This window comes from Novosphingobium aromaticivorans DSM 12444, assembly GCF_000013325.1.
Lineage (GTDB): Bacteria > Pseudomonadota > Alphaproteobacteria > Sphingomonadales > Sphingomonadaceae > Novosphingobium > Novosphingobium aromaticivorans.
The window spans coordinates 3,191,011-3,206,682 of the sequence record NC_007794.1; the positions used below are offsets into that span (position 1 = coordinate 3,191,011).

General features: G+C 62.4%; 23 protein-coding genes and 2 tRNA genes. 13 read left to right on the plus strand and 12 right to left on the minus strand.

What is annotated here, in order from left to right:
• Positions 1–21: 21 nt before the first annotated feature.
• Positions 22–1,713 (plus strand): bifunctional protein-serine/threonine kinase/phosphatase, encoded by a 1,692-nt coding sequence (locus tag SARO_RS15060; protein WP_011446610.1) that lies wholly within the window; start codon positions 22–24, stop codon positions 1,711–1,713.
• A gap of 228 nt (positions 1,714–1,941) precedes the next feature.
• Here the strand turns inward: SARO_RS15060 and SARO_RS15065 are convergent, their stop codons facing one another.
• The 4 genes from SARO_RS15065 to SARO_RS21160 form a co-directional block, all read right to left on the minus strand.
• Entirely contained in the window at positions 1,942–3,150 is a 1,209-nt protein-coding gene (locus SARO_RS15065; protein ID WP_011446611.1) for an ABC transporter substrate-binding protein, read from the minus strand.
• On the minus strand, positions 3,150–3,728 hold the full coding sequence (locus SARO_RS15070) for an ANTAR domain-containing response regulator (protein ID WP_041551305.1): 579 nt from the start codon (positions 3,726–3,728) through the stop codon (positions 3,150–3,152). The genes SARO_RS15065 and SARO_RS15070 overlap by 1 nt, the downstream gene beginning before the upstream one ends.
• Positions 3,729–3,777: 49 nt before the next feature.
• Entirely contained in the window at positions 3,778–4,485 is a 708-nt protein-coding gene (locus tag SARO_RS15075; protein ID WP_011446613.1) for a glutamine amidotransferase, read from the minus strand.
• Positions 4,486–4,856: 371 nt separating this feature from the next.
• Positions 4,857–4,970 (minus strand) — tRNA-Gly (locus tag SARO_RS21160).
• A 76-nt stretch (positions 4,971–5,046) separates the two neighbouring features.
• Here SARO_RS21160 and SARO_RS21165 point away from each other — a divergent pair.
• Together SARO_RS21165 and SARO_RS21170 are read left to right on the plus strand one after the other, a co-directional pair.
• On the plus strand, positions 5,047–5,367 hold the full coding sequence (locus SARO_RS21165; RefSeq protein WP_143004922.1) for a hypothetical protein: 321 nt from the start codon (positions 5,047–5,049) through the stop codon (positions 5,365–5,367).
• Complete coding sequence (locus tag SARO_RS21170) at positions 5,364–5,732, plus strand: hypothetical protein (RefSeq protein ID WP_143004923.1); 369 nt, start codon at positions 5,364–5,366, stop codon at positions 5,730–5,732. Before SARO_RS21165 ends, SARO_RS21170 begins: the two co-directional genes overlap by 4 nt.
• 17 nt (positions 5,733–5,749) lie before the next feature.
• Here SARO_RS21170 and SARO_RS21175 read toward each other — a convergent pair whose 3' ends face one another.
• Entirely contained in the window at positions 5,750–5,950 is a 201-nt protein-coding gene (locus SARO_RS21175; RefSeq protein WP_143004924.1) for a hypothetical protein, read from the minus strand.
• A gap of 78 nt (positions 5,951–6,028) precedes the next feature.
• Here SARO_RS21175 and SARO_RS15080 point away from each other — a divergent pair, with 78 nt between their 5' ends.
• From SARO_RS15080 to SARO_RS15115, 9 genes are all read left to right on the plus strand, one after another.
• A complete protein-coding gene (locus SARO_RS15080) occupies positions 6,029–6,208 on the plus strand; it encodes a hypothetical protein (protein WP_041550451.1) in 180 nt (59 codons plus the stop codon).
• A gap of 208 nt (positions 6,209–6,416) precedes the next feature.
• Complete coding sequence (locus SARO_RS15085; protein WP_041550453.1) at positions 6,417–6,920, plus strand: hypothetical protein; 504 nt, start codon at positions 6,417–6,419, stop codon at positions 6,918–6,920.
• Positions 6,913–7,293, plus strand: a complete 381-nt coding sequence (locus tag SARO_RS15090) for a hypothetical protein (protein ID WP_011446617.1) — start codon at positions 6,913–6,915, stop codon at positions 7,291–7,293. The genes SARO_RS15085 and SARO_RS15090 overlap by 8 nt, the downstream gene beginning before the upstream one ends.
• 288 nt (positions 7,294–7,581) lie before the next feature.
• Complete coding sequence (locus tag SARO_RS15095) at positions 7,582–8,004, plus strand: hypothetical protein (RefSeq protein WP_041550455.1); 423 nt, start codon at positions 7,582–7,584, stop codon at positions 8,002–8,004.
• A complete protein-coding gene (locus tag SARO_RS15100; RefSeq protein WP_011446620.1) occupies positions 7,994–8,194 on the plus strand; it encodes a hypothetical protein in 201 nt (66 codons plus the stop codon). The genes SARO_RS15095 and SARO_RS15100 overlap by 11 nt, the downstream gene beginning before the upstream one ends.
• Complete coding sequence (locus tag SARO_RS15105) at positions 8,191–8,634, plus strand: hypothetical protein (protein ID WP_011446621.1); 444 nt, start codon at positions 8,191–8,193, stop codon at positions 8,632–8,634. Before SARO_RS15100 ends, SARO_RS15105 begins: the two co-directional genes overlap by 4 nt.
• Positions 8,631–8,969: a hypothetical protein gene (locus SARO_RS21180; RefSeq protein WP_143004925.1), complete on the plus strand. Its 339-nt coding sequence runs from the start codon at positions 8,631–8,633 to the stop codon at positions 8,967–8,969. The genes SARO_RS15105 and SARO_RS21180 overlap by 4 nt, the downstream gene beginning before the upstream one ends.
• Positions 8,962–9,294 carry a hypothetical protein gene (locus SARO_RS15110; protein ID WP_143004926.1) on the plus strand — a complete coding sequence of 111 codons (333 nt, stop codon included), beginning with the start codon at positions 8,962–8,964 and terminating at the stop codon, positions 9,292–9,294. Before SARO_RS21180 ends, SARO_RS15110 begins: the two co-directional genes overlap by 8 nt.
• A 327-nt stretch (positions 9,295–9,621) precedes the next feature.
• Positions 9,622–9,704, plus strand: a tRNA-OTHER gene (locus tag SARO_RS15115).
• A 200-nt stretch (positions 9,705–9,904) separates the two neighbouring features.
• On the opposite strand, the gene SARO_RS15120 is transcribed toward SARO_RS15115, so the two are convergent.
• From SARO_RS15120 to SARO_RS15125, 3 genes are all read right to left on the minus strand, one after another.
• Complete coding sequence (locus SARO_RS15120; protein WP_011446623.1) at positions 9,905–10,267, minus strand: hypothetical protein; 363 nt, start codon at positions 10,265–10,267, stop codon at positions 9,905–9,907.
• The gene (locus SARO_RS21185) at positions 10,260–10,427 is read right to left on the minus strand and encodes a hypothetical protein (RefSeq protein ID WP_157042445.1); all 168 of its coding nucleotides are present in this window, start codon (positions 10,425–10,427) and stop codon (positions 10,260–10,262) included. The genes SARO_RS15120 and SARO_RS21185 overlap by 8 nt, the downstream gene beginning before the upstream one ends.
• Positions 10,428–10,512: 85 nt before the next feature.
• Entirely contained in the window at positions 10,513–11,028 is a 516-nt protein-coding gene (locus SARO_RS15125) for a glycoside hydrolase family 108 protein (RefSeq protein ID WP_011446624.1), read from the minus strand.
• Positions 11,029–11,068: 40 nt separating this feature from the next.
• Here SARO_RS15125 and SARO_RS20720 point away from each other — a divergent pair, with 40 nt between their 5' ends.
• Complete coding sequence (locus tag SARO_RS20720; RefSeq protein ID WP_011446625.1) at positions 11,069–11,422, plus strand: DUF2493 domain-containing protein; 354 nt, start codon at positions 11,069–11,071, stop codon at positions 11,420–11,422.
• A gap of 251 nt (positions 11,423–11,673) precedes the next feature.
• Here the strand turns inward: SARO_RS20720 and SARO_RS15135 are convergent, their stop codons facing one another.
• The 4 genes from SARO_RS15135 to SARO_RS15150 are packed head-to-tail and all read right to left on the minus strand — an operon-like array spanning position 11,674 to position 15,672.
• A complete protein-coding gene (locus SARO_RS15135; RefSeq protein WP_011446626.1) occupies positions 11,674–12,891 on the minus strand; it encodes a hypothetical protein in 1,218 nt (405 codons plus the stop codon).
• Positions 12,892–12,899: 8 nt separating this feature from the next.
• Positions 12,900–13,091 (minus strand): hypothetical protein, encoded by a 192-nt coding sequence (locus SARO_RS15140; protein WP_041550460.1) that lies wholly within the window; start codon positions 13,089–13,091, stop codon positions 12,900–12,902.
• On the minus strand, positions 13,091–15,232 hold the full coding sequence (locus SARO_RS15145; protein ID WP_011446627.1) for a hypothetical protein: 2,142 nt from the start codon (positions 15,230–15,232) through the stop codon (positions 13,091–13,093). The genes SARO_RS15140 and SARO_RS15145 overlap by 1 nt, the downstream gene beginning before the upstream one ends.
• A complete protein-coding gene (locus SARO_RS15150) occupies positions 15,229–15,672 on the minus strand; it encodes a hypothetical protein (RefSeq protein WP_011446628.1) in 444 nt (147 codons plus the stop codon). The genes SARO_RS15145 and SARO_RS15150 overlap by 4 nt, the downstream gene beginning before the upstream one ends.

Here is a 15,672-nt window from a genome sequence, read left to right on the forward strand (position 1 = left end):
TGCGAGGAGCGGGATCGGGCGATGCGTGGAAGTGGCGAACTCGTGGTGGCGGCAGGCTTCTCGAGCCTGACCGGACCGCGAGCCGACAATCAGGATTTCGGCGGCGTGCATCTGGGCACGGCGCTGGAACGGGCCCGCCACGGTGCGGTGGCGGCCATTGCCGATGGCGTGTCGGGCGGGCGCGAGGGGCGGGCAGCAGCGGAACTGGCGGTTCGCGCGCTGATCGAAGGCTTCTATGCGATGCCCGGCACGCTGGGGCCAGCGCGCGCGATGCAGGCGCCGCTCGCCGCCTACAACCGCTGGCTTCACGCCCAGGGCCGCGGCGAAACGATGGCGAACAGTGCCACGACATTCACCGCAATTGCGCTGCGCGGTCGCCGCGCCCACCTGGTCCACGTCGGCGACAGCCGCGCGTGGCGCTACTCCGGCGGGCGCCTGACCTGCCTCACCGCCGACCATACGCGCCCCGAACCCGATCTGAATCACGTGCTCATCCGCGCGCTCGGGATCGAACCCGAACTGCGGCTCGACCACTCCGATCTCGAACTTGCCGAGCACGACCGCCTGGTCCTCACGACCGACGGCATCCACGCCGTCCTTTCGGCAAAGCGGATCGCCGCCATCCTTGCCGAAAGCGCCAGCGCAGAAGCGACCGCCGAAGCGCTTGCCGAAGCCGCCATCGCCGCGGGCGGCCGCGACAATGCCACAGCCGTCGTCCTCGACATCGTCCGACTGCCCGCCCCCGATCACGACGGCATCCTCGCAGGCCTCTCCGCCCTGCCCTTCGCCGACCCGCCCCGCCCCGGCGAAAGCATTGACGGCTTTCGCGCCGAACGCATCCTCTCCGAAGGGCGCCATGCCGTCCTTCTGATCGCCACCGATTGCGAGGACGGTAGCCGCGTGGTGCTGAAGTTCCCGCGCCGAGAAATCCTGTCCGACCGGGCGCTCCGCCTGGCGTTCGCACGCGAAATGCTGCTCGCCCAGCGTGTATCGAGCCCGTTCATCCTGGCAGCGCACCCGGTCCGGCCAGATCGCCAGAGCGCGCTCTACGGCGTCCAGCCGTTTCTCGAAGGCGAGACCATGGCCCAGCGGCTGGAACGCGGCCTGCCCTCGCTGCGCACCGCGCTCGACACAGCGATCAAGCTGACGCGCGGGGTTGCTGCCCTGCATCGCCTTGAAGTCGTCCACCGCGACATCAAGCCCGACAATGCGATCCTGACTGCCGACGGCGGCCTGCGCCTCATCGATCTCGGCGTCGCGCGACTGCCGAAGGTCGAGGATTTCCACGCCGACGAAATCCCCGGAACGCCGGGTTTCATGGCCCCCGAACAGTTCGAAGGCAACGCCGGCGATGCCCTGACCGACCAGTTTGCGCTCGGCGTCACCCTCTACCGCTGGTTCACCGGCAAGTGGCCGTTTGGCGAACAGGAGGCCTTCCAGCGGCCGCGATTCAACCGCCCTGCACCGCCCTCTCGCCACCGTCCGGAAATTCCCAGCTGGCTCGATGACGCGATCCTCACCGCGATCCAGCCCGACCGGGACAAGCGTTTCGGTGACGTGATCGAACTCCTGCGTGCGCTCGAAGGCGGCGGAACGCTTGCCAGCGGCCCGAAGCGGGACATACCCCTGATCGAGCGGGATCCGGTCCGTTTCTGGCAGATCGTCAGCGCATTGCTCGGCGCGGCGCTGATCGCCTCGTTGCTTCTGCGCTGAACAGGGTTTCACCACCGGCCGTTCCTTCGCTTCGCGCACGCAAAAAAGCCGCCTCGACCGGCCCCGCATGGGGCCTGAATCGGGCGGCGTCGTTGCCACGCAATGTCAGTCAGCCGCGTCCGGTAAATTGCGCTCCGTCCTTGGAACGCATGGTCGCGACAACCGGGAACCTAAGCGATTCGCATTCGCCACGTAAAGTTCTTTTTGCAGTGCAACAGAATCAGGCGTTCACGCCTGACTTGCGAGATAGCCCTGAAGATCATGGGGATCAAACGCCCGACCATCGAAAAACTGATTGTTTTCCAACGTCATGACCCCTTGCTGCGTCCCCACCGAAGTCAGCCCTCCAAGGCTGCCCTCGACCTTCGAACTTGCCCCGGGCAAAGGCTCTCCCGACCCCAGTAGTGCACTGCGGTAGACATCGGGCCGGAACACGCGCGCCGCCTTGCGCGCCATTTCCGGATCGAATTCCATGCCTTCCCAACGCACCATCTGGGTATAGAGCCACTCGGCCTGGCTCACCCACGGGAAATTGGCCGCCTCGCGATGCTGGAACATGAAGTCCGGATAATGGACCGGCTCCCCCCCGCGCGCCAGCAGGATTCGATCCGAAATGGCACGCCTTATCAGGCTTGGCGAACCATCAAGGTACTCAGGTCGCGCCAGAATCGCTGCGTTCGAATCCCAGTTTTCAGGGGAAACGAAGTGCCGCGCCGCTGCCACCAGCGCCCGCAGCAAGGCTTCGACCTCGCCGCGCCGCTCCTTGAGGACGGGCTCGCGCAAAGCCAGCACCTTCTCCACGCCGCGTCGCCAGATCTGCGCCGTCACGAGCACGATCCGGCCCGCGCCCCGCTCTACCGCCACCGAGTTCCACGGCTCCCCGACGCAAATGACGTCCACCTCGCCGGCTTCCAGCGCGTCGGAACAGAACGGCGGCGCCACCGTCGCGATCTCCACGTCCTTGTCCGGTCGGATGCCGCATGCGGCAAGCCAGTAGCGCAGCATGTAGTTGTGGCTGGAATAGCGATGCACCACGCCGAAGCGCAGCGGATTGCCCGCCGCCTTGCGCTCGGCGGCCACGTCCTTCAAGGCCGCGCCCACGGCACGCGGATCGCCCAGCCTTCCCGCCGGGCAAACCCTCTCGGCCAGTGCGGTGCGCATGGTGATCGCATTGCCGTTCAGCCCGAGCACGAATGGCACCGAAAGCGGCACCGCGGGACGTCCCCGCCCCAGCGTCGTCGCAATCGCAAGCGGCGCGACGAGGTGCGCGGCATCGCTGTGGCCATAGAGCAGGCGGTCCAGCACCGTCGCCCAGCTCATGTCGCGAACGAGCTTCAGCGAGATTCCTTCCGCCTCGGCAAAGCCATGTTCGCGCGCCAGGATCGGCAGGCACGCATCGACCAGCGGCAGAAAGCCTATCGCGAGTTCCGCGCCCATCATTCGCCTCCCATGAGCTTGTGCGCCGTGACAACGGCTTCGGCGATATCGGCGATCCGCTTGCTCTGGTTCATCGCCGCCTTGCGCAGTTCGGCATAGGCCTGGGGTTCGGAAAGCCCCCGGCTGTCCATCAGGATGCGCTTGGCCTTGTCGATCGCGTCGCGCTGGGCAAGCTGGCTCTGCGCGTCGGCAAGATCCGCCTGCAACCGCGCAAAGGCGTTGAACCGCCGCACCGCCAGATCGAGCAGCGGGCGTATGCGGTGGGGCGCAAGCCCGTCCACCACATAGGCCGAAACTCCCGCGTCGACCGAAGCGGCGATCGATTCCTCGTCCGATTCGTCAACGAACATTGCAATCGGCCGGTCGAGCACGCGGCTCACCGCGAAGTACTCCTCGAGAACGTCGCGCGACGGGTTGCCGAGATCCATCAGCACGATATCGGGCGCGATCTCGCCGATGCGGGCGACCAGTCCGCGCCTTTCGGTCACGACGAAGATCTCGCACTCGCCGATCGCGGCCAGCCCTTCCTGGATAACCGCCGCGCGCATGGCGCTTTCGTCGACGATGGCAATGCGCATCATGTCATTGTGCACTGCAACAAGCGCGGGGACAAGCGGGGAGTTCCCGTCATGCCGTGGAAGATAGCCCGGCAACCCATTCACCGATCATCCGGCGCCCGGCCGCCACGGCCCTCGGCCCGTGCAGGTCGTGCGCCTGCCTCAGGTCCGCCTCGGTCCCGCCTGCCTCGATCACCGACTCGGGCCATTCCTCGATCCAGGCATTGAACCGCTCGTCCTCACCCATCTCGGCATGGAACTGCAACGCCAGCAGGTTCCTGCCGCGCCGGAAGGCCTGGTGTTCGTAGACATGGCTCGACGCCAGCAACTCGACGTTGTCCGGCACGGTGAAGGTATCGCCGTGCCAGTGGAGCACGGGCACGTCGACGATGTGCCGCAATGGTCCGTCCAACGCGTGATCGTGAACGCGCACCGGATGAAAGCCCACTTCCTTCGCCGGCCCCGGATAGACTTCCGCCCCAAGGGCCGCGGCCATCATCTGCGCGCCGAAGCAGACGCCCAGCGTCGGTCGGTCGGCCTCCAGCCGCTGGCGCAACCGGCGCAGCTGGCAGGCGATCCAGGGATGGCGATCCTGCTCGTAGACGCCCATCGGCCCGCCCATCATGATCAGCAGGTCGGGCTCGCGCAGGTCCAGGCTGGAGAACGCCGGATCGGCCACATCGATGCGGTCGACCTCGTATCCGGCATCCTCGATCGGCTGCCGAAAACCGGCGACGCCTTCGTAGGGCACGTGGCGGATGATGAGGGCCCGCTTCATGCCGCCCCCGTAAACTGCAAGTCACGCTCGTACATTTCGTTTCTCCCGCCACGGATCACGAAATCGGCGACAACGGCACCGTTTCGCGCGCTTTAGCCGTTGGTGACGCGGAGCAAGCTGACATCCATCAAAAGCCGCGGTCCGCCATGCGGACAGCCCAGCCTTTAGGCCCCGCACCAACCTCGCGCCAACACGCATTCTTTAGGCACCGCCAAGATTTTCTATGACTTCCGGGAAGTCGACCGACGCGGGTGAGACGAGATGCAGAGAGAGAGCCGCTAGCCGCGCTTCCGCGGCAGGGCTTGTCGGAATTGCGACCGGGATGACGTCGGAAGGCTCGGCACTTCCGCTCGCTAAACCTCTGAAGTCGCTGGAGCGGGTGAAGGGAATCGAACCCTCGTCGTAAGCTTGGGAAGGCTTGGACGGCGCTGGGAAAGCAAGGATTTCCGCCATATGCCGCGTTCCGTTCACCCTGAACAACCCGCGAACGAATCGGGAATATCGCCAGCGATTACCGCAAGTTTGCCGCAAGCTGATTTGGGCCATCTCGCCCATTCCAGCATGACCCAAGCACCTGACGCGCCCGAGGGTGGGCACACGCCGGGGCCGTGGCTCCGCATCGACAAGGCCGAGTATGCCGAAATTCAGGCAGCCTTCCGTCCATCGTCACAAGCAGTCGCGCTGGTTGCCAAGCCTGCGGATGCTGACCTGATAGCCGCCGCACCGGAACTGCTTGCAGAGCTGCAATTCGCGGTGAAGCTGCTTGCCCCGCTGATGGGTGAGACTGCGCAGGTTCAATCCATGCGCGCCGCCATCGCCCGCGCCACAGGTGCAGCCCTTCCACCTCCACCCCCACCCAAGGCTCCAGGAGAGAGCGCATGAGCACCCCCGAGACTACGCCGGTTGAACTCAAGCCGTGCCCGAACCCGTGGTGCGTCTCGACTACAGCCCCGCTACCGATCAAATCCACGTATTCCGATGATGCATGGCGAGTACGTTGCGCTTGCGGCGTCGTGACCCATCGCCAAGACACCGAAGCGGAAGCCATCGCCGCATGGAACACACGCCACCGCACGCAACCCCTCGCAGATCATCGTGCGCTGGTGGAGGCGTTGGAGGTGTTTCGGTCGTTTGGCTGTCCGGTCTGCAACGGTGATTGCAGTGGTGCAAATCCGCCTGTGATGACCTGCCCCATGCAGATGTCTTGGAAAGCCCTCGCAGCCCTCAAGGAGACGGACAATGGTTGAAGCGCCTGCGTGTGGGGTCAGCCTTCGCGCTCTCGCCGTGCCAGTTCTGCTTCCACGGCTTTGCGGATGAAGTCGGCGCGCTTTCCCGGTCCTGCCAGCGCATCGATGCGGGCAAGTAGATCAGGCGACAACCGAACCACGGTTGCAACGACTCCGAGCGGTGGGCGTCCCATGCGGGACTGACTATCCGATATCTTTTTTTCTGCAAGCCCGCTCATTTGCGATATCGCCTATTGACTGTTTCCGATATCGGGTAGATATAAGGGATATCGGTTACCCAATCAAGGATTAAGACCATGCAGACCTATTTCGGCTATCAGTTCAAGCCCCGCACCGATTGCGGCGTGGACGTTTGCGACCCTCGCTTTCCCAACCGCGGCCCTGTTTACACCGCCGCCAGCAGCGATGCTGCAAAGCGTTGGGTGAAGGCTTATCGCGATGGCGTGGTGTGGGCCATGCAGGCGGTGCTGTCATGACTTGGGAGGCTACTTCGCGACGCGCCCGCTCGGGCGTTGATTATTGCCGCCACTGTTCGGTCACGGGCCGAAACCCATGCCGGGACTATGACTTCACGGAAATCGCACGCTGCCCGAATGCGTCGGACTATACGCGTGAATGGGCGAGGGCCGAATTTCTCGATGCGCACGGAATGCGTCCGTAAAAGCACACCCCAAAGGACAAGCCATGACCAAAGCTGAAGATATCGTGAAGGGGATGACGGAGGCACAGAAGCGGGCCGTCACCGTGATGGAAGCCTATAGCGACAGCGACACCCCTTGCCGCTCTCCGATGGCGTTGAATACGTCGTCACGGTTTCCCGTGCAGCAATCAAGGAGGCCCGCCATGGATAAGACCGAACGATACGCGCTCGGCATCATGGTCGAAGAGATGGGCGAGACCCTCAAGTTGATCGGCAAGGCAATGCGCTTTGGTCTTGATGCTCCCGGTCCTGATAATGCCGAATACGAGGGCAAAACGGCACGCGAAATGCTCCCAACCGAGATCGGTGATCTGCATGCTGCTATCAGGTTTGCAGCGATGGCGGCGATTTTTCCCATGTCGCAGGCAAATGATCGGGAAAGCTGGAAACTGGCGAAATTGCTGTCGCCTAACTCCCGTGACGCAAATGGCAATCGCCTTGCTCCTGACCTGACCGCCCACCAACCCAAGGAGTCACCCCATGACTGATGTACCTGTGAGCCAGGAGGCTCGGGAAGCCCGTATCGCTCGCTATCTTTCCAACGAGAAGGCAGCACGAGAAAGCCTCGCTACATACCCTGAAAGCACCCGTCAGCGCCTTGAGGCATGGCAGACGGAACAGTGCGAGTGGTTCAGCGACACGATACTTGAGATCGTTGCGGAGTTCATCACGATCGATGATGCGATCCGCCAGCAAGCAGAGCGCGGGGAGGTCGCAGCCAAACTTACGGAGGACATGACGCTTATTCGAGGCATGCTCGGTCTTTATGCAGGCGTTCAGTCCCGCGTCGGGGACGCCTTTAAGGTCGCAGATGCCGCCCTTGCCTACGCTCTCCCCACCCCACCGGCAGGTGAAGCATGACAGCGGAAGAGATAGCGGCGGGGCGAGATGGCCCGCGCATCAACATCAAAGCGACTTGCTCCAGTTGCCGCCACGTAATCAGCGAGAGATACCGCGTTCAAGGCGACAGCGGGCACGATGTATATTGCCAGCACCCGTCTCTGCCAGAGCGCAAGCGCGTTGGTGATACGCGATGGGACACGCCTAACTGGTGCCCTGCCGTAAACATGCCGGGACTGAAGGCAGCGGAAGCACTCTACAACAGTCTGATCGTGGATGCGCCCATCACTCCCATCGAAGGAACCCCCCATGACCAATAACAGGACCAAGCTGGAACAGTGGGCGGTGGAGTTGTTCCGCCGAGCCGTTGAAGCATACGGCGGGGAGTCAATTCCCGGTGAGACAGAATGCTACGCGGCAAGGGTCATTCAATCCGCATTCGAGGATCGTGAGCGGAAGCTGCGGGAAGCGTTGTGGACACCGCGGGAGGCAGCTTGGTCCGGTCTGGCCCGCGACCTCATGTTGGCCTTCGATATGGGATGCAGGACGCCGCGCGAGATATTCCAGCACCTTGATCGATGCGGCAAGCCGATCCCGCAATGGCTTCGGGACGAAGGCGAAATGAAGCATCTAGACCATGTGCCCAGCAAGGGAACGCGGGCCGTAATCATCTACCGCGCGATGCTTGAACCGGCGATGGAAGCCCTCAAGGCGACCCCCGATGCTCAGTGAAGCGATGAAGGCGGAAGGGTGGATCGAGCATGATGGCGGCGAATGTCCAATAGACGGCAAAATTCGTGTCACCATGCTGTTCCGCAACGGCACAGAGATAACCCGCCAAGCCAAATGCGAAGAATGGCCTTGGGAGGAGAATGACCCCCTCCTCGACATCATCGCCTACAAGCCCGAAGGAACCCCATGATTGACCCGAACGAACTGGAGCGGTTGAGCAAGGCGGCCGAGAAGACCGAAGACGATATCCGCTATTACTCGGGCGGATCGAAATACAACGAACCGCTTGAGCAGCTTAAAGATCGGCTCGTACACCTCTACCGCACCAGCCAGCTTGTCCCCGTCCAGCAGCCGAGCGAGCCCTACGCCCCCGCACAGAACTGTTTGGAAGTCCCACCAAATATCCTAAAATCGGGAAAGATGCTGGCCGCGATGCGTAAATCTGCGCAGCCGAGCGGGGATGTGGTGGAAGCTGTGGCACGGGCGATCCGACGCGCCGAGATTGGAGGCTTCTCGGATGAAGAAGTTGCGCAGGCTGTCGTGGATGGATCGTGGGAGCACAAGCAGCCTGCCGCCACCGCCGCCATCACCGCTTACGAAGCCCTTCGCGCAAAGGACACCCGCCCATGACCAATCCGAGAGAGGCGCTGGAAGAGGCGTGGCTGTCCATCCATCACGGGGGCTACCCACCGGAACGCGAGGACGACACATGCCGGAAGTGTGACCGCTTCCGCCGCTTCCTCGACGCCGAAGCATGGACCGACGCTGCGTTGATGCTCATTCCTGACAACTGGACAGCTTGGGAAATGCGCAGTCATGCCGCGCGGTCTCAATTCTCCGCTGATCTTTCCAGGCTGTCTGAATGTGATGCGGGCCAAGAAGATTGGGCGCATGGTAGAGGGATGCACCCCGCCCTTGCACTGGCCGAAGCAGCCCTTCGCGCAAAGGAGGCCGGAAATGGCTGATGATCTGGTGGGCGGAATCGTCTGCAACGGCTGCTGGGAGACCTGCGCTCATGCGCCGGGGATCGGATATTACTGTCGAAATGAAGGCTGCACGTATGAGTATAATAGGGCGAAGGCCATGCTTTGGCACATGCGGCCTGTTGAACCACGAGACGCCCGCATCGAAGCGCTCGAAGCCGCGCTGGCAGAGGCAAGGCGTACAGCCCTGACCGAATGCCTCCGCATCGCCAAGGCGGCGCAATACAGCAAGGCACCAGCCACTGACACCATGCGCGGCATTCAGAAGCTGATAGAGGATTCCCCTACGCCCCCGCCTGTGGTATAGGGGACGCATAGAACCCGGCCTGCCTCTCGATGCGAAAGGCTTGATCGACCGAGTAGTGAAGCACACTGTGCCGGGTCACTAATTTGAGGTTCCCGCTCTACATGGGCAACACTGTGCGCACAGTGCCATGTATCGGGCTAGGTCGCTCGGACAGCCACGGCACTCCGAGATGACTGCAAGGGCGGCGAAGGACAGGGGGTTCCCGGTCGCGCCGCCCTTAGTCGTTCACAGGCGATCATCAAACTAGCTTGATGTTAGTGGACAGGGCTTTCGTGATCGTCAAACAGGGATTCACATAGCGCTGGAATGTGATAGAGTGTGCGAGCTGCGGCGGCGTAGCTCAGTTGGATAGAGCGCTGGTGCGGGTAGCGCGCCGGGTCAGGCATTGGTTCAAATCCAATCCCGCCGCAGCAACGAGGTTCGCTGACACTGTGCAACCAGTGGTCAGCCTCAAGACCGGGTGATGGGTGAAGTTCTGTTTCACCTGTCCCCGGCACCCTCCACCGCCTTTACCGTAGCCGCATGACGCGCTGCGCAGTCAGCATAGGCATACAGGACGCCCGCCTCCCATTCGCTTCGTAGCGGGTCTGAGAAAGGGCTCGGCAGTGGCTCAATCGCCTTGCACGGCGCTGCCAGATTCGCTGGCAATCGAACCGTTGGCGGCTTCACGCGCACGGTTGAGCAGGACAACAGCATCAGGCAGAGCGGCGCAGTCAGCAGGAACTTCGACATTGCGATACACCTCGCGGATTTGGGTTTGCGTCCGCGTCCCGGCAGTTTCGTTGCCAGCACGGAACGTCTCGTAATCGATCGCTGCGGCTTCCATCTGCGCCCGGAGCGCGTCCTCGGCTTCCATGGCCTCGCGCTGGATCTCGGCAATCTGGCTTTCGCAGCGCCAGGAACGCACCTGCCACCCGCCATAGGCAGCGAGGATCAGGCCGACCGCGCCCGCGATGATGCGCAGGTCAATCATCGGCTTTCCCGGACGGCACGAGGCAGGCGATCACGCCCACCGCCACGAAGGCATAGGACCAAGGCGCGGACAGTGCGGATGCGCCGGTAATGGCCACGCCGACACCTGCCCACGTGGACTTTTCGGCAAGGCGGGCTTTCAGGTAGGACAGAGCTTTCATATCACCCCCAAGATGAGAAAGACGAGCGCGACGATCAGGACGAGGACGCAGGCGTCAAAGAGTAGTCCAGCCCATTGCCAGACCGTCACTTGATGAGCCTTAGGGCTTCGGTTTCCACCGCATCGACGCGACGCAGCCAACCCCGTCCGAACGTGTCGAAGGTATCCAGCGCCTTGTAGTAGTCCCGGCGCGCGTTCTGGTAGGCACGGACCAGCTTGGCGATGCCATGGGCCTGCACGTACTGTTGCGTGGCTTGTAGCGTCTTGCGGCCCATCTGGCCGTCACGCTCGGCACCGACGATCAGTTGCAGGAGCTTTACCGCCCTGCCCGGTCCAGCGTTCACGCCGAAGTCGAAGGCGCAAAGGGCAATGGGCGCGGGTAGATCATCGCCGCCCACCTTGTCCCAATACCATGCCTTGTAGAGCGGTGCGACCTTGGCAGGCGTCAGGGCCTTCATGTTTACGTCGATGCGGCCCGTCCATTGCTGCCACGTGCGCTTGGTGACCCCAAGGCAAGTTTCACCACCGGGATCCCGAGGATTATTTACCCAACCGCCCTCGTGCTTGAGGATGACCTTCAACGCAGCGTCAAACGCGGTCATGGGGATTCCCCTTCATGCAGGCTTGTGGTATGGAAAAGCCATGAAAATCGTGGTCACAGGCGGTCGTGATTTCGGGGATTTTGCCCTTGTAACTCGGGCACTTTCCGCCGTTCACCGCAAGCACGGCATCACTGCACTGATACAAGGTGGTGCCGATGGAGCTGACCGACTGTGTGCGGAATGGGGATGGGATAACGGCATCCCGGTCGCCACTTTCAATGCAGACTGGAAGACGCACGGAAAGCGAGCAGGTCCATTGCGTAACCAGCGTATGATCGATGAAGGCACCCCCGACGCGGCAATTGCTTTTCCCGGAGGAAGGGGAACTGCCGATATGCTGGGGAGATTGCAGGCCGCTGGCATTCCGACTTGGGATTTGCGCAATCACCGCTAAATCCTCCCGCTAAGGGCCGTCACAATGTCGATAAGCGGCAGGCACACGTCCCGGACGTTCTCGCCCTCACGGATGCGCTTTGCTGCCTGTGTCAGGATGCGCGCTGCGGCTTCCGCATGGTCGGGGATGCGCCGGTCATTCATCGGCTTGCGGGTCCGCTAGATCGACCTCGATTACCCCGCAGTCCTGCAAGGCTTCCCAAAAGGCTTGCTCCGCATCTGCGCCAAGCCAGAACAGGTATGCGTCAGGGTTCATGCTGCGAACGCCCTCATTGCCGGTGGAACGTAGTGGTCAGGCTGCTTGGCGCGGATCAGGTCACGCACCCGCTCGATGGGCATCACGATCCGGGCCGTCTCGCCGTAGTTCCGTGACCGCAGGACCAGCGTCATGCACTGCTTCGAGCGCCATCCGCCGTCGTGTGCGTACTTGTCGCGCGGTGCGAGGTTGTTCCAGCTCTCGAACAGACAGCCGGGAAGCTCTTTGCGCTGGCTGTGGTGTACGTGCCCACCGTCGATGTACCGGAAGACTGTCTCGCCCCAATCGACAGCGTAATCGTCCGACATGAGCTTGGCGCAGGCTTCGGGCTTGGCCTTGTCGCCGTGGTGAACCATGACGAAGGTCCGGCCCATCCGGTAGGCAATAAACGGGCTTTCGTTGCGCAGGACGTTGACGCGCCCTGTGGCCTCGTAGAGCGCGCCAATGAGCGCCGCGATCCAGATATCATTGGACCGGGAATGATTGCCCTGATTGGCGATGTAATCGACCGTGCGGGCCTTCGTGAGCGCCCGCTCCACGATAAACCGGGTGATCCGGATATAGGCTTGCACCATCTTCCAATAGCGGGTGTCCTGATCCACCCTATGGCCGCTGGCTTCGGTTTCCGCCTTGAACGTTTCGTAATGGGTGCCGTCGCCAAGGTCGTTGATGACAAGCCGCTCGCAGGCCGGTGCCGCATCGATCAACGCCGCCGCAGCAGCGCATATCTCCCGCTCGGCAATGCTGATATCGAAGTTCGCGCCGGTTTCCTCTTCCGACGCCAACATGCCAATGTGCGCGTCACCGATTTGCAGCCATGGGATGATGTCTGATTGCGGTTCGGGCGGTATCGCAAGGATGGCGGCATCAACCGGCTGCACACCGTCGATAGCGCCTTGAATGCCCTGCCAGTATGCCCGTTCGGCTGCGCGGGTCTTGAGCCAGATCGGCTCCCCCGCTGCCGTCTTGGTGAAATGGGAGTAGCCGCGAAGCTCGAACCCCTCGGCTACAGGATGGTCAATTCCCGCTTCCGGCGCATATCCCTGCCGTGCCGCGTATTCCAGAACCCGCCGTCGCACCTTGTCCGGAAGGGTGCGATGGACGCCCATGTCCCGAGCAATTTCCGCCCCGCTGTCACCAGCGATAAGCCGCTGCATTATCTGGCGCTGGTGGTCGGTGTTGCAGTAGTCGAGAAGCTTCGGGTCAACCGACATGCGGCCTCCTATTTCTTGCCAAGGAGGCGCTGCACGGTATCCGTCTCGACTATTCTGATAGCGGTCCAGATGATCGTCAGCACGGAAGCGATTGCAGGCAACATGCTGACAAGGCTCCCTAGCAGCGTGGCGATGGAAAGGGCGTCTACGGCGTGTTTCAGCCCGTCAGGGACGTGTTCCCACAGGTCGCGGAAGCTCATCACGATGCACTCAGGTAATCGAGGCTGTCGGTCGTGAACCGGGGCCGCAACGCCACCTTCATGCCGTCCGAATAGACACCCCGGATCATCGATGCCTTGTTGGCCATGTCGAGATTGATCGGGTCGGTGTTGGTGTTGTTGTCGTTCGGGTTGAACGGGTTCTTGCCGTATGCCGCCCACGCGTAGACCGTGCCGGGGAACGTGTTCGCGGCGAAGGTGAAGGTGATGCCCTGCCGCCCGCCTGCCGGTGATGCATCCACGGTAGCGCCGGTCGGATAGAGCTTCGTCGCGATGGTGCCGCCGCTCTTGGTGGCAGCGGTCGAGAACGACATGCCGCCGTGATATTCGCTGGCGTAGGCCGTGTTCGCCAGCTCAAGGCTATCCGCGCCGTTGAGGTCGTAAACGCAATAGACCGTCTGCGCATCGACGCGGGTTACGCTGTAGAGCGAAGGCCCGTTGCGGTCGTTGGCCACGTCACCGCGAGCCTTGGCCCGTGCCCACCCTGCGCGAGTCAGCATTGTCGCATAACCAGCGTCGTTAAAGTGCAGGCTGTCGAAGTGCTGGCAGTCGAGGGTATAGGCCCCCAAGAAGTAGCGCGAGGGGTAATCCTGCGTCAGCTGCCATTGCATCCGGCGAACGGCCTGCCACTGCTCGTCGTTGCCGGTGCTGTTCTTCCAGCACGAGGCAAGCGGATGCATCAGCACCTTGATCGCTGCGCCGTTGTAGGCGTCGAGGTCGTCATAGATCGCCTGAATTGCGGCGATGTAACTGGCCTGCGCAGTCGTTACGTCCGATTGGCCGTCAACGTGATGGACAAAGTGAACCCTGCCACCAGCGCGGTCGATGGACTGCTTGAGCGCCTGTTGGCAGACCGAACCGGCCCCGCGAACGGCAATCGCCGTGCCCGAAACGCCGCCACTGGCAACGGTCAAGTTTACACTGGAGACGGTCTTGACCACGTTGGCCAGCGCGGCGGCTGTGGTGTTGCCGCTGATCGGGCGAAGGCGGCGGTTCCATGCATCCCCCAAGGTCGTGCCGTTGGTCGGGACGCCTTCGAGGTGCCAGCAATTCGACGGCTGCGCATAGGTCGCGGTGGTGGCGGTCTGCGAGAACGCGGCCACTGCGAGCGACTGGCCATTCGCAAGATCGGTTTCGCCAACAGTTTGATAGGGCCCGTCCACAACACAGGTTGCGTTGCCAATCAGGGCAGAGAGCCGCTTGCGGGTGACACGAACGAAGAACGGCCCGCCGCTGGAAACCTGCGACGAGGTGCCGGAAAGCGTCCCCGTTGCCGTGCCGCCTGCCGCCGCGAAGCTCGACAAGGCAACGTCCGTCAGGCCGGATACCGCGACTTCCGAACCAGACGAAAGGTCATAGACCGTGGCATAGAGGCCCGAAGGATCAGGACCGGTGTAGTACGCCTTTACGAACCACGTAACCGAGCCGTTCGCGTTGCGGTAGATCGTGCGGTTCGGCATGTAGAGGCGCAAGGCGACTTGCGTTGCCGGGTCCACGATCTGGAAGCTGTCGGTAGAACTTGCGATGTTACCGATGATGCCGTGCTTCTTTGTGAACGCACCGCCCCACGAGGTGATATCGACCGGCGCGCCCGCCTGCTGGCCATTGAGGTAGCAGGTCCAGTATTTCACCCCAGCAACTTCGGTAAAATCGCTTTCGAGCGTGTCGCCAAGTTCGGTGCGCCACTGCTGAAGGATCGCGATGTTAGAAGCCGAGGCCCCGTTGACCACCTTGGCAAAGGTGATCGTTCCAGTCTGGAGTCCGCTCGAAACTTGAGTGGCAACGTTGATATTCAGCCAGTCTCGTTCTGCATCGACCGCCGCGATATTGACATGGTGATGCAGGGCCGCACCGTATGCGCCAATCTTGAACTGCACCCGCGCCGTTTCAACGCTGGCGGTGTGCAGGGCAAAGGCCGCGCTGCCGGTCGTGCCGCCAGCCTTGCCGCCACTGGCCGAGATGGCATTGACCTGTCCGGAGAAGGTCGGGCGCGTTTCCACGGTCCATCCGGTGCGCCCGTTGAGGTTGCCATCCGTACTGAAGTCGTCGCGGAACTCGGGGCCTGCGATAAGGTCCACCGAAGGCGCGTTTGGTCCTGCGTTGTTATAGATCGCACGGCTCATGTCGGAAGCCCCAGGAGCTGGACGGCAAGCCCCTTGGGGGTGCCTGTGATGTTGTTAATCTGGATGGCGACGCGGGCATTCGCTGCTATGGCGATGCTAGGTGCGGTCGTGTCCACAGTGGTCCCGACCGTGCGAGGTCCGTAAACGTCAACGTCGTTCACGATAAGCCGCGCATCGACCGTACCGGAGCCGAGGAACACCCATGCGTTCCAGCTTGTGAAGGTGGTAGCTACCGGGAGGAAGAACTCGGCATACCATGCACCTTCCTCCAGAACCGTGTCATTCTGGAGGGTGATTTCCACGAGTTGTTTGACCGCGCCAACGGATGCCGCCGCCGCACTTGCTGATCCTGCCGCTGCATCCACCAGAGGCTGAATTGCCGCAGTGGCGTCGGCAATGAACTCGTCATGCTGGCGGGTGTATGCTTTTACGTAGGTCAT

What these genes read in the sequence shown, in the direction of transcription:
- SARO_RS15060 (WP_011446610.1), top strand. Translation starts at nt 22, where the DNA reads ATGCGTGGAAGTGGCGAACTCGTGGTGGCGGCAGGCTTCTCGAGCCTG.
- SARO_RS15065 (WP_011446611.1), bottom strand. Translation starts at nt 3,150, where the DNA reads ATGGGCGCGGAACTCGCGATAGGCTTTCTGCCGCTGGTCGATGCGTGC.
- SARO_RS15070 (WP_041551305.1), bottom strand. Translation starts at nt 3,728, where the DNA reads ATGCGCATTGCCATCGTCGACGAAAGCGCCATGCGCGCGGCGGTTATC.
- SARO_RS15075 (WP_011446613.1), bottom strand. Translation starts at nt 4,485, where the DNA reads ATGAAGCGGGCCCTCATCATCCGCCACGTGCCCTACGAAGGCGTCGCC.
- SARO_RS21165 (WP_143004922.1), top strand. Translation starts at nt 5,047, where the DNA reads ATGACCCAAGCACCTGACGCGCCCGAGGGTGGGCACACGCCGGGGCCG.
- SARO_RS21170 (WP_143004923.1), top strand. Translation starts at nt 5,364, where the DNA reads ATGAGCACCCCCGAGACTACGCCGGTTGAACTCAAGCCGTGCCCGAAC.
- SARO_RS21175 (WP_143004924.1), bottom strand. Translation starts at nt 5,950, where the DNA reads ATGAGCGGGCTTGCAGAAAAAAAGATATCGGATAGTCAGTCCCGCATG.
- SARO_RS15080 (WP_041550451.1), top strand. Translation starts at nt 6,029, where the DNA reads ATGCAGACCTATTTCGGCTATCAGTTCAAGCCCCGCACCGATTGCGGC.
- SARO_RS15085 (WP_041550453.1), top strand. Translation starts at nt 6,417, where the DNA reads ATGACCAAAGCTGAAGATATCGTGAAGGGGATGACGGAGGCACAGAAG.
- SARO_RS15090 (WP_011446617.1), top strand. Translation starts at nt 6,913, where the DNA reads ATGACTGATGTACCTGTGAGCCAGGAGGCTCGGGAAGCCCGTATCGCT.
- SARO_RS15095 (WP_041550455.1), top strand. Translation starts at nt 7,582, where the DNA reads ATGACCAATAACAGGACCAAGCTGGAACAGTGGGCGGTGGAGTTGTTC.
- SARO_RS15100 (WP_011446620.1), top strand. Translation starts at nt 7,994, where the DNA reads ATGCTCAGTGAAGCGATGAAGGCGGAAGGGTGGATCGAGCATGATGGC.
- SARO_RS15105 (WP_011446621.1), top strand. Translation starts at nt 8,191, where the DNA reads ATGATTGACCCGAACGAACTGGAGCGGTTGAGCAAGGCGGCCGAGAAG.
- SARO_RS21180 (WP_143004925.1), top strand. Translation starts at nt 8,631, where the DNA reads ATGACCAATCCGAGAGAGGCGCTGGAAGAGGCGTGGCTGTCCATCCAT.
- SARO_RS15110 (WP_143004926.1), top strand. Translation starts at nt 8,962, where the DNA reads ATGGCTGATGATCTGGTGGGCGGAATCGTCTGCAACGGCTGCTGGGAG.
- SARO_RS15120 (WP_011446623.1), bottom strand. Translation starts at nt 10,267, where the DNA reads ATGATTGACCTGCGCATCATCGCGGGCGCGGTCGGCCTGATCCTCGCT.
- SARO_RS21185 (WP_157042445.1), bottom strand. Translation starts at nt 10,427, where the DNA reads ATGAAAGCTCTGTCCTACCTGAAAGCCCGCCTTGCCGAAAAGTCCACG.
- SARO_RS15125 (WP_011446624.1), bottom strand. Translation starts at nt 11,028, where the DNA reads ATGACCGCGTTTGACGCTGCGTTGAAGGTCATCCTCAAGCACGAGGGC.
- SARO_RS20720 (WP_011446625.1), top strand. Translation starts at nt 11,069, where the DNA reads ATGAAAATCGTGGTCACAGGCGGTCGTGATTTCGGGGATTTTGCCCTT.
- SARO_RS15135 (WP_011446626.1), bottom strand. Translation starts at nt 12,891, where the DNA reads ATGTCGGTTGACCCGAAGCTTCTCGACTACTGCAACACCGACCACCAG.
- SARO_RS15140 (WP_041550460.1), bottom strand. Translation starts at nt 13,091, where the DNA reads ATGAGCTTCCGCGACCTGTGGGAACACGTCCCTGACGGGCTGAAACAC.
- SARO_RS15145 (WP_011446627.1), bottom strand. Translation starts at nt 15,232, where the DNA reads ATGAGCCGTGCGATCTATAACAACGCAGGACCAAACGCGCCTTCGGTG.
- SARO_RS15150 (WP_011446628.1), bottom strand. Translation starts at nt 15,672, where the DNA reads ATGACCTACGTAAAAGCATACACCCGCCAGCATGACGAGTTCATTGCC.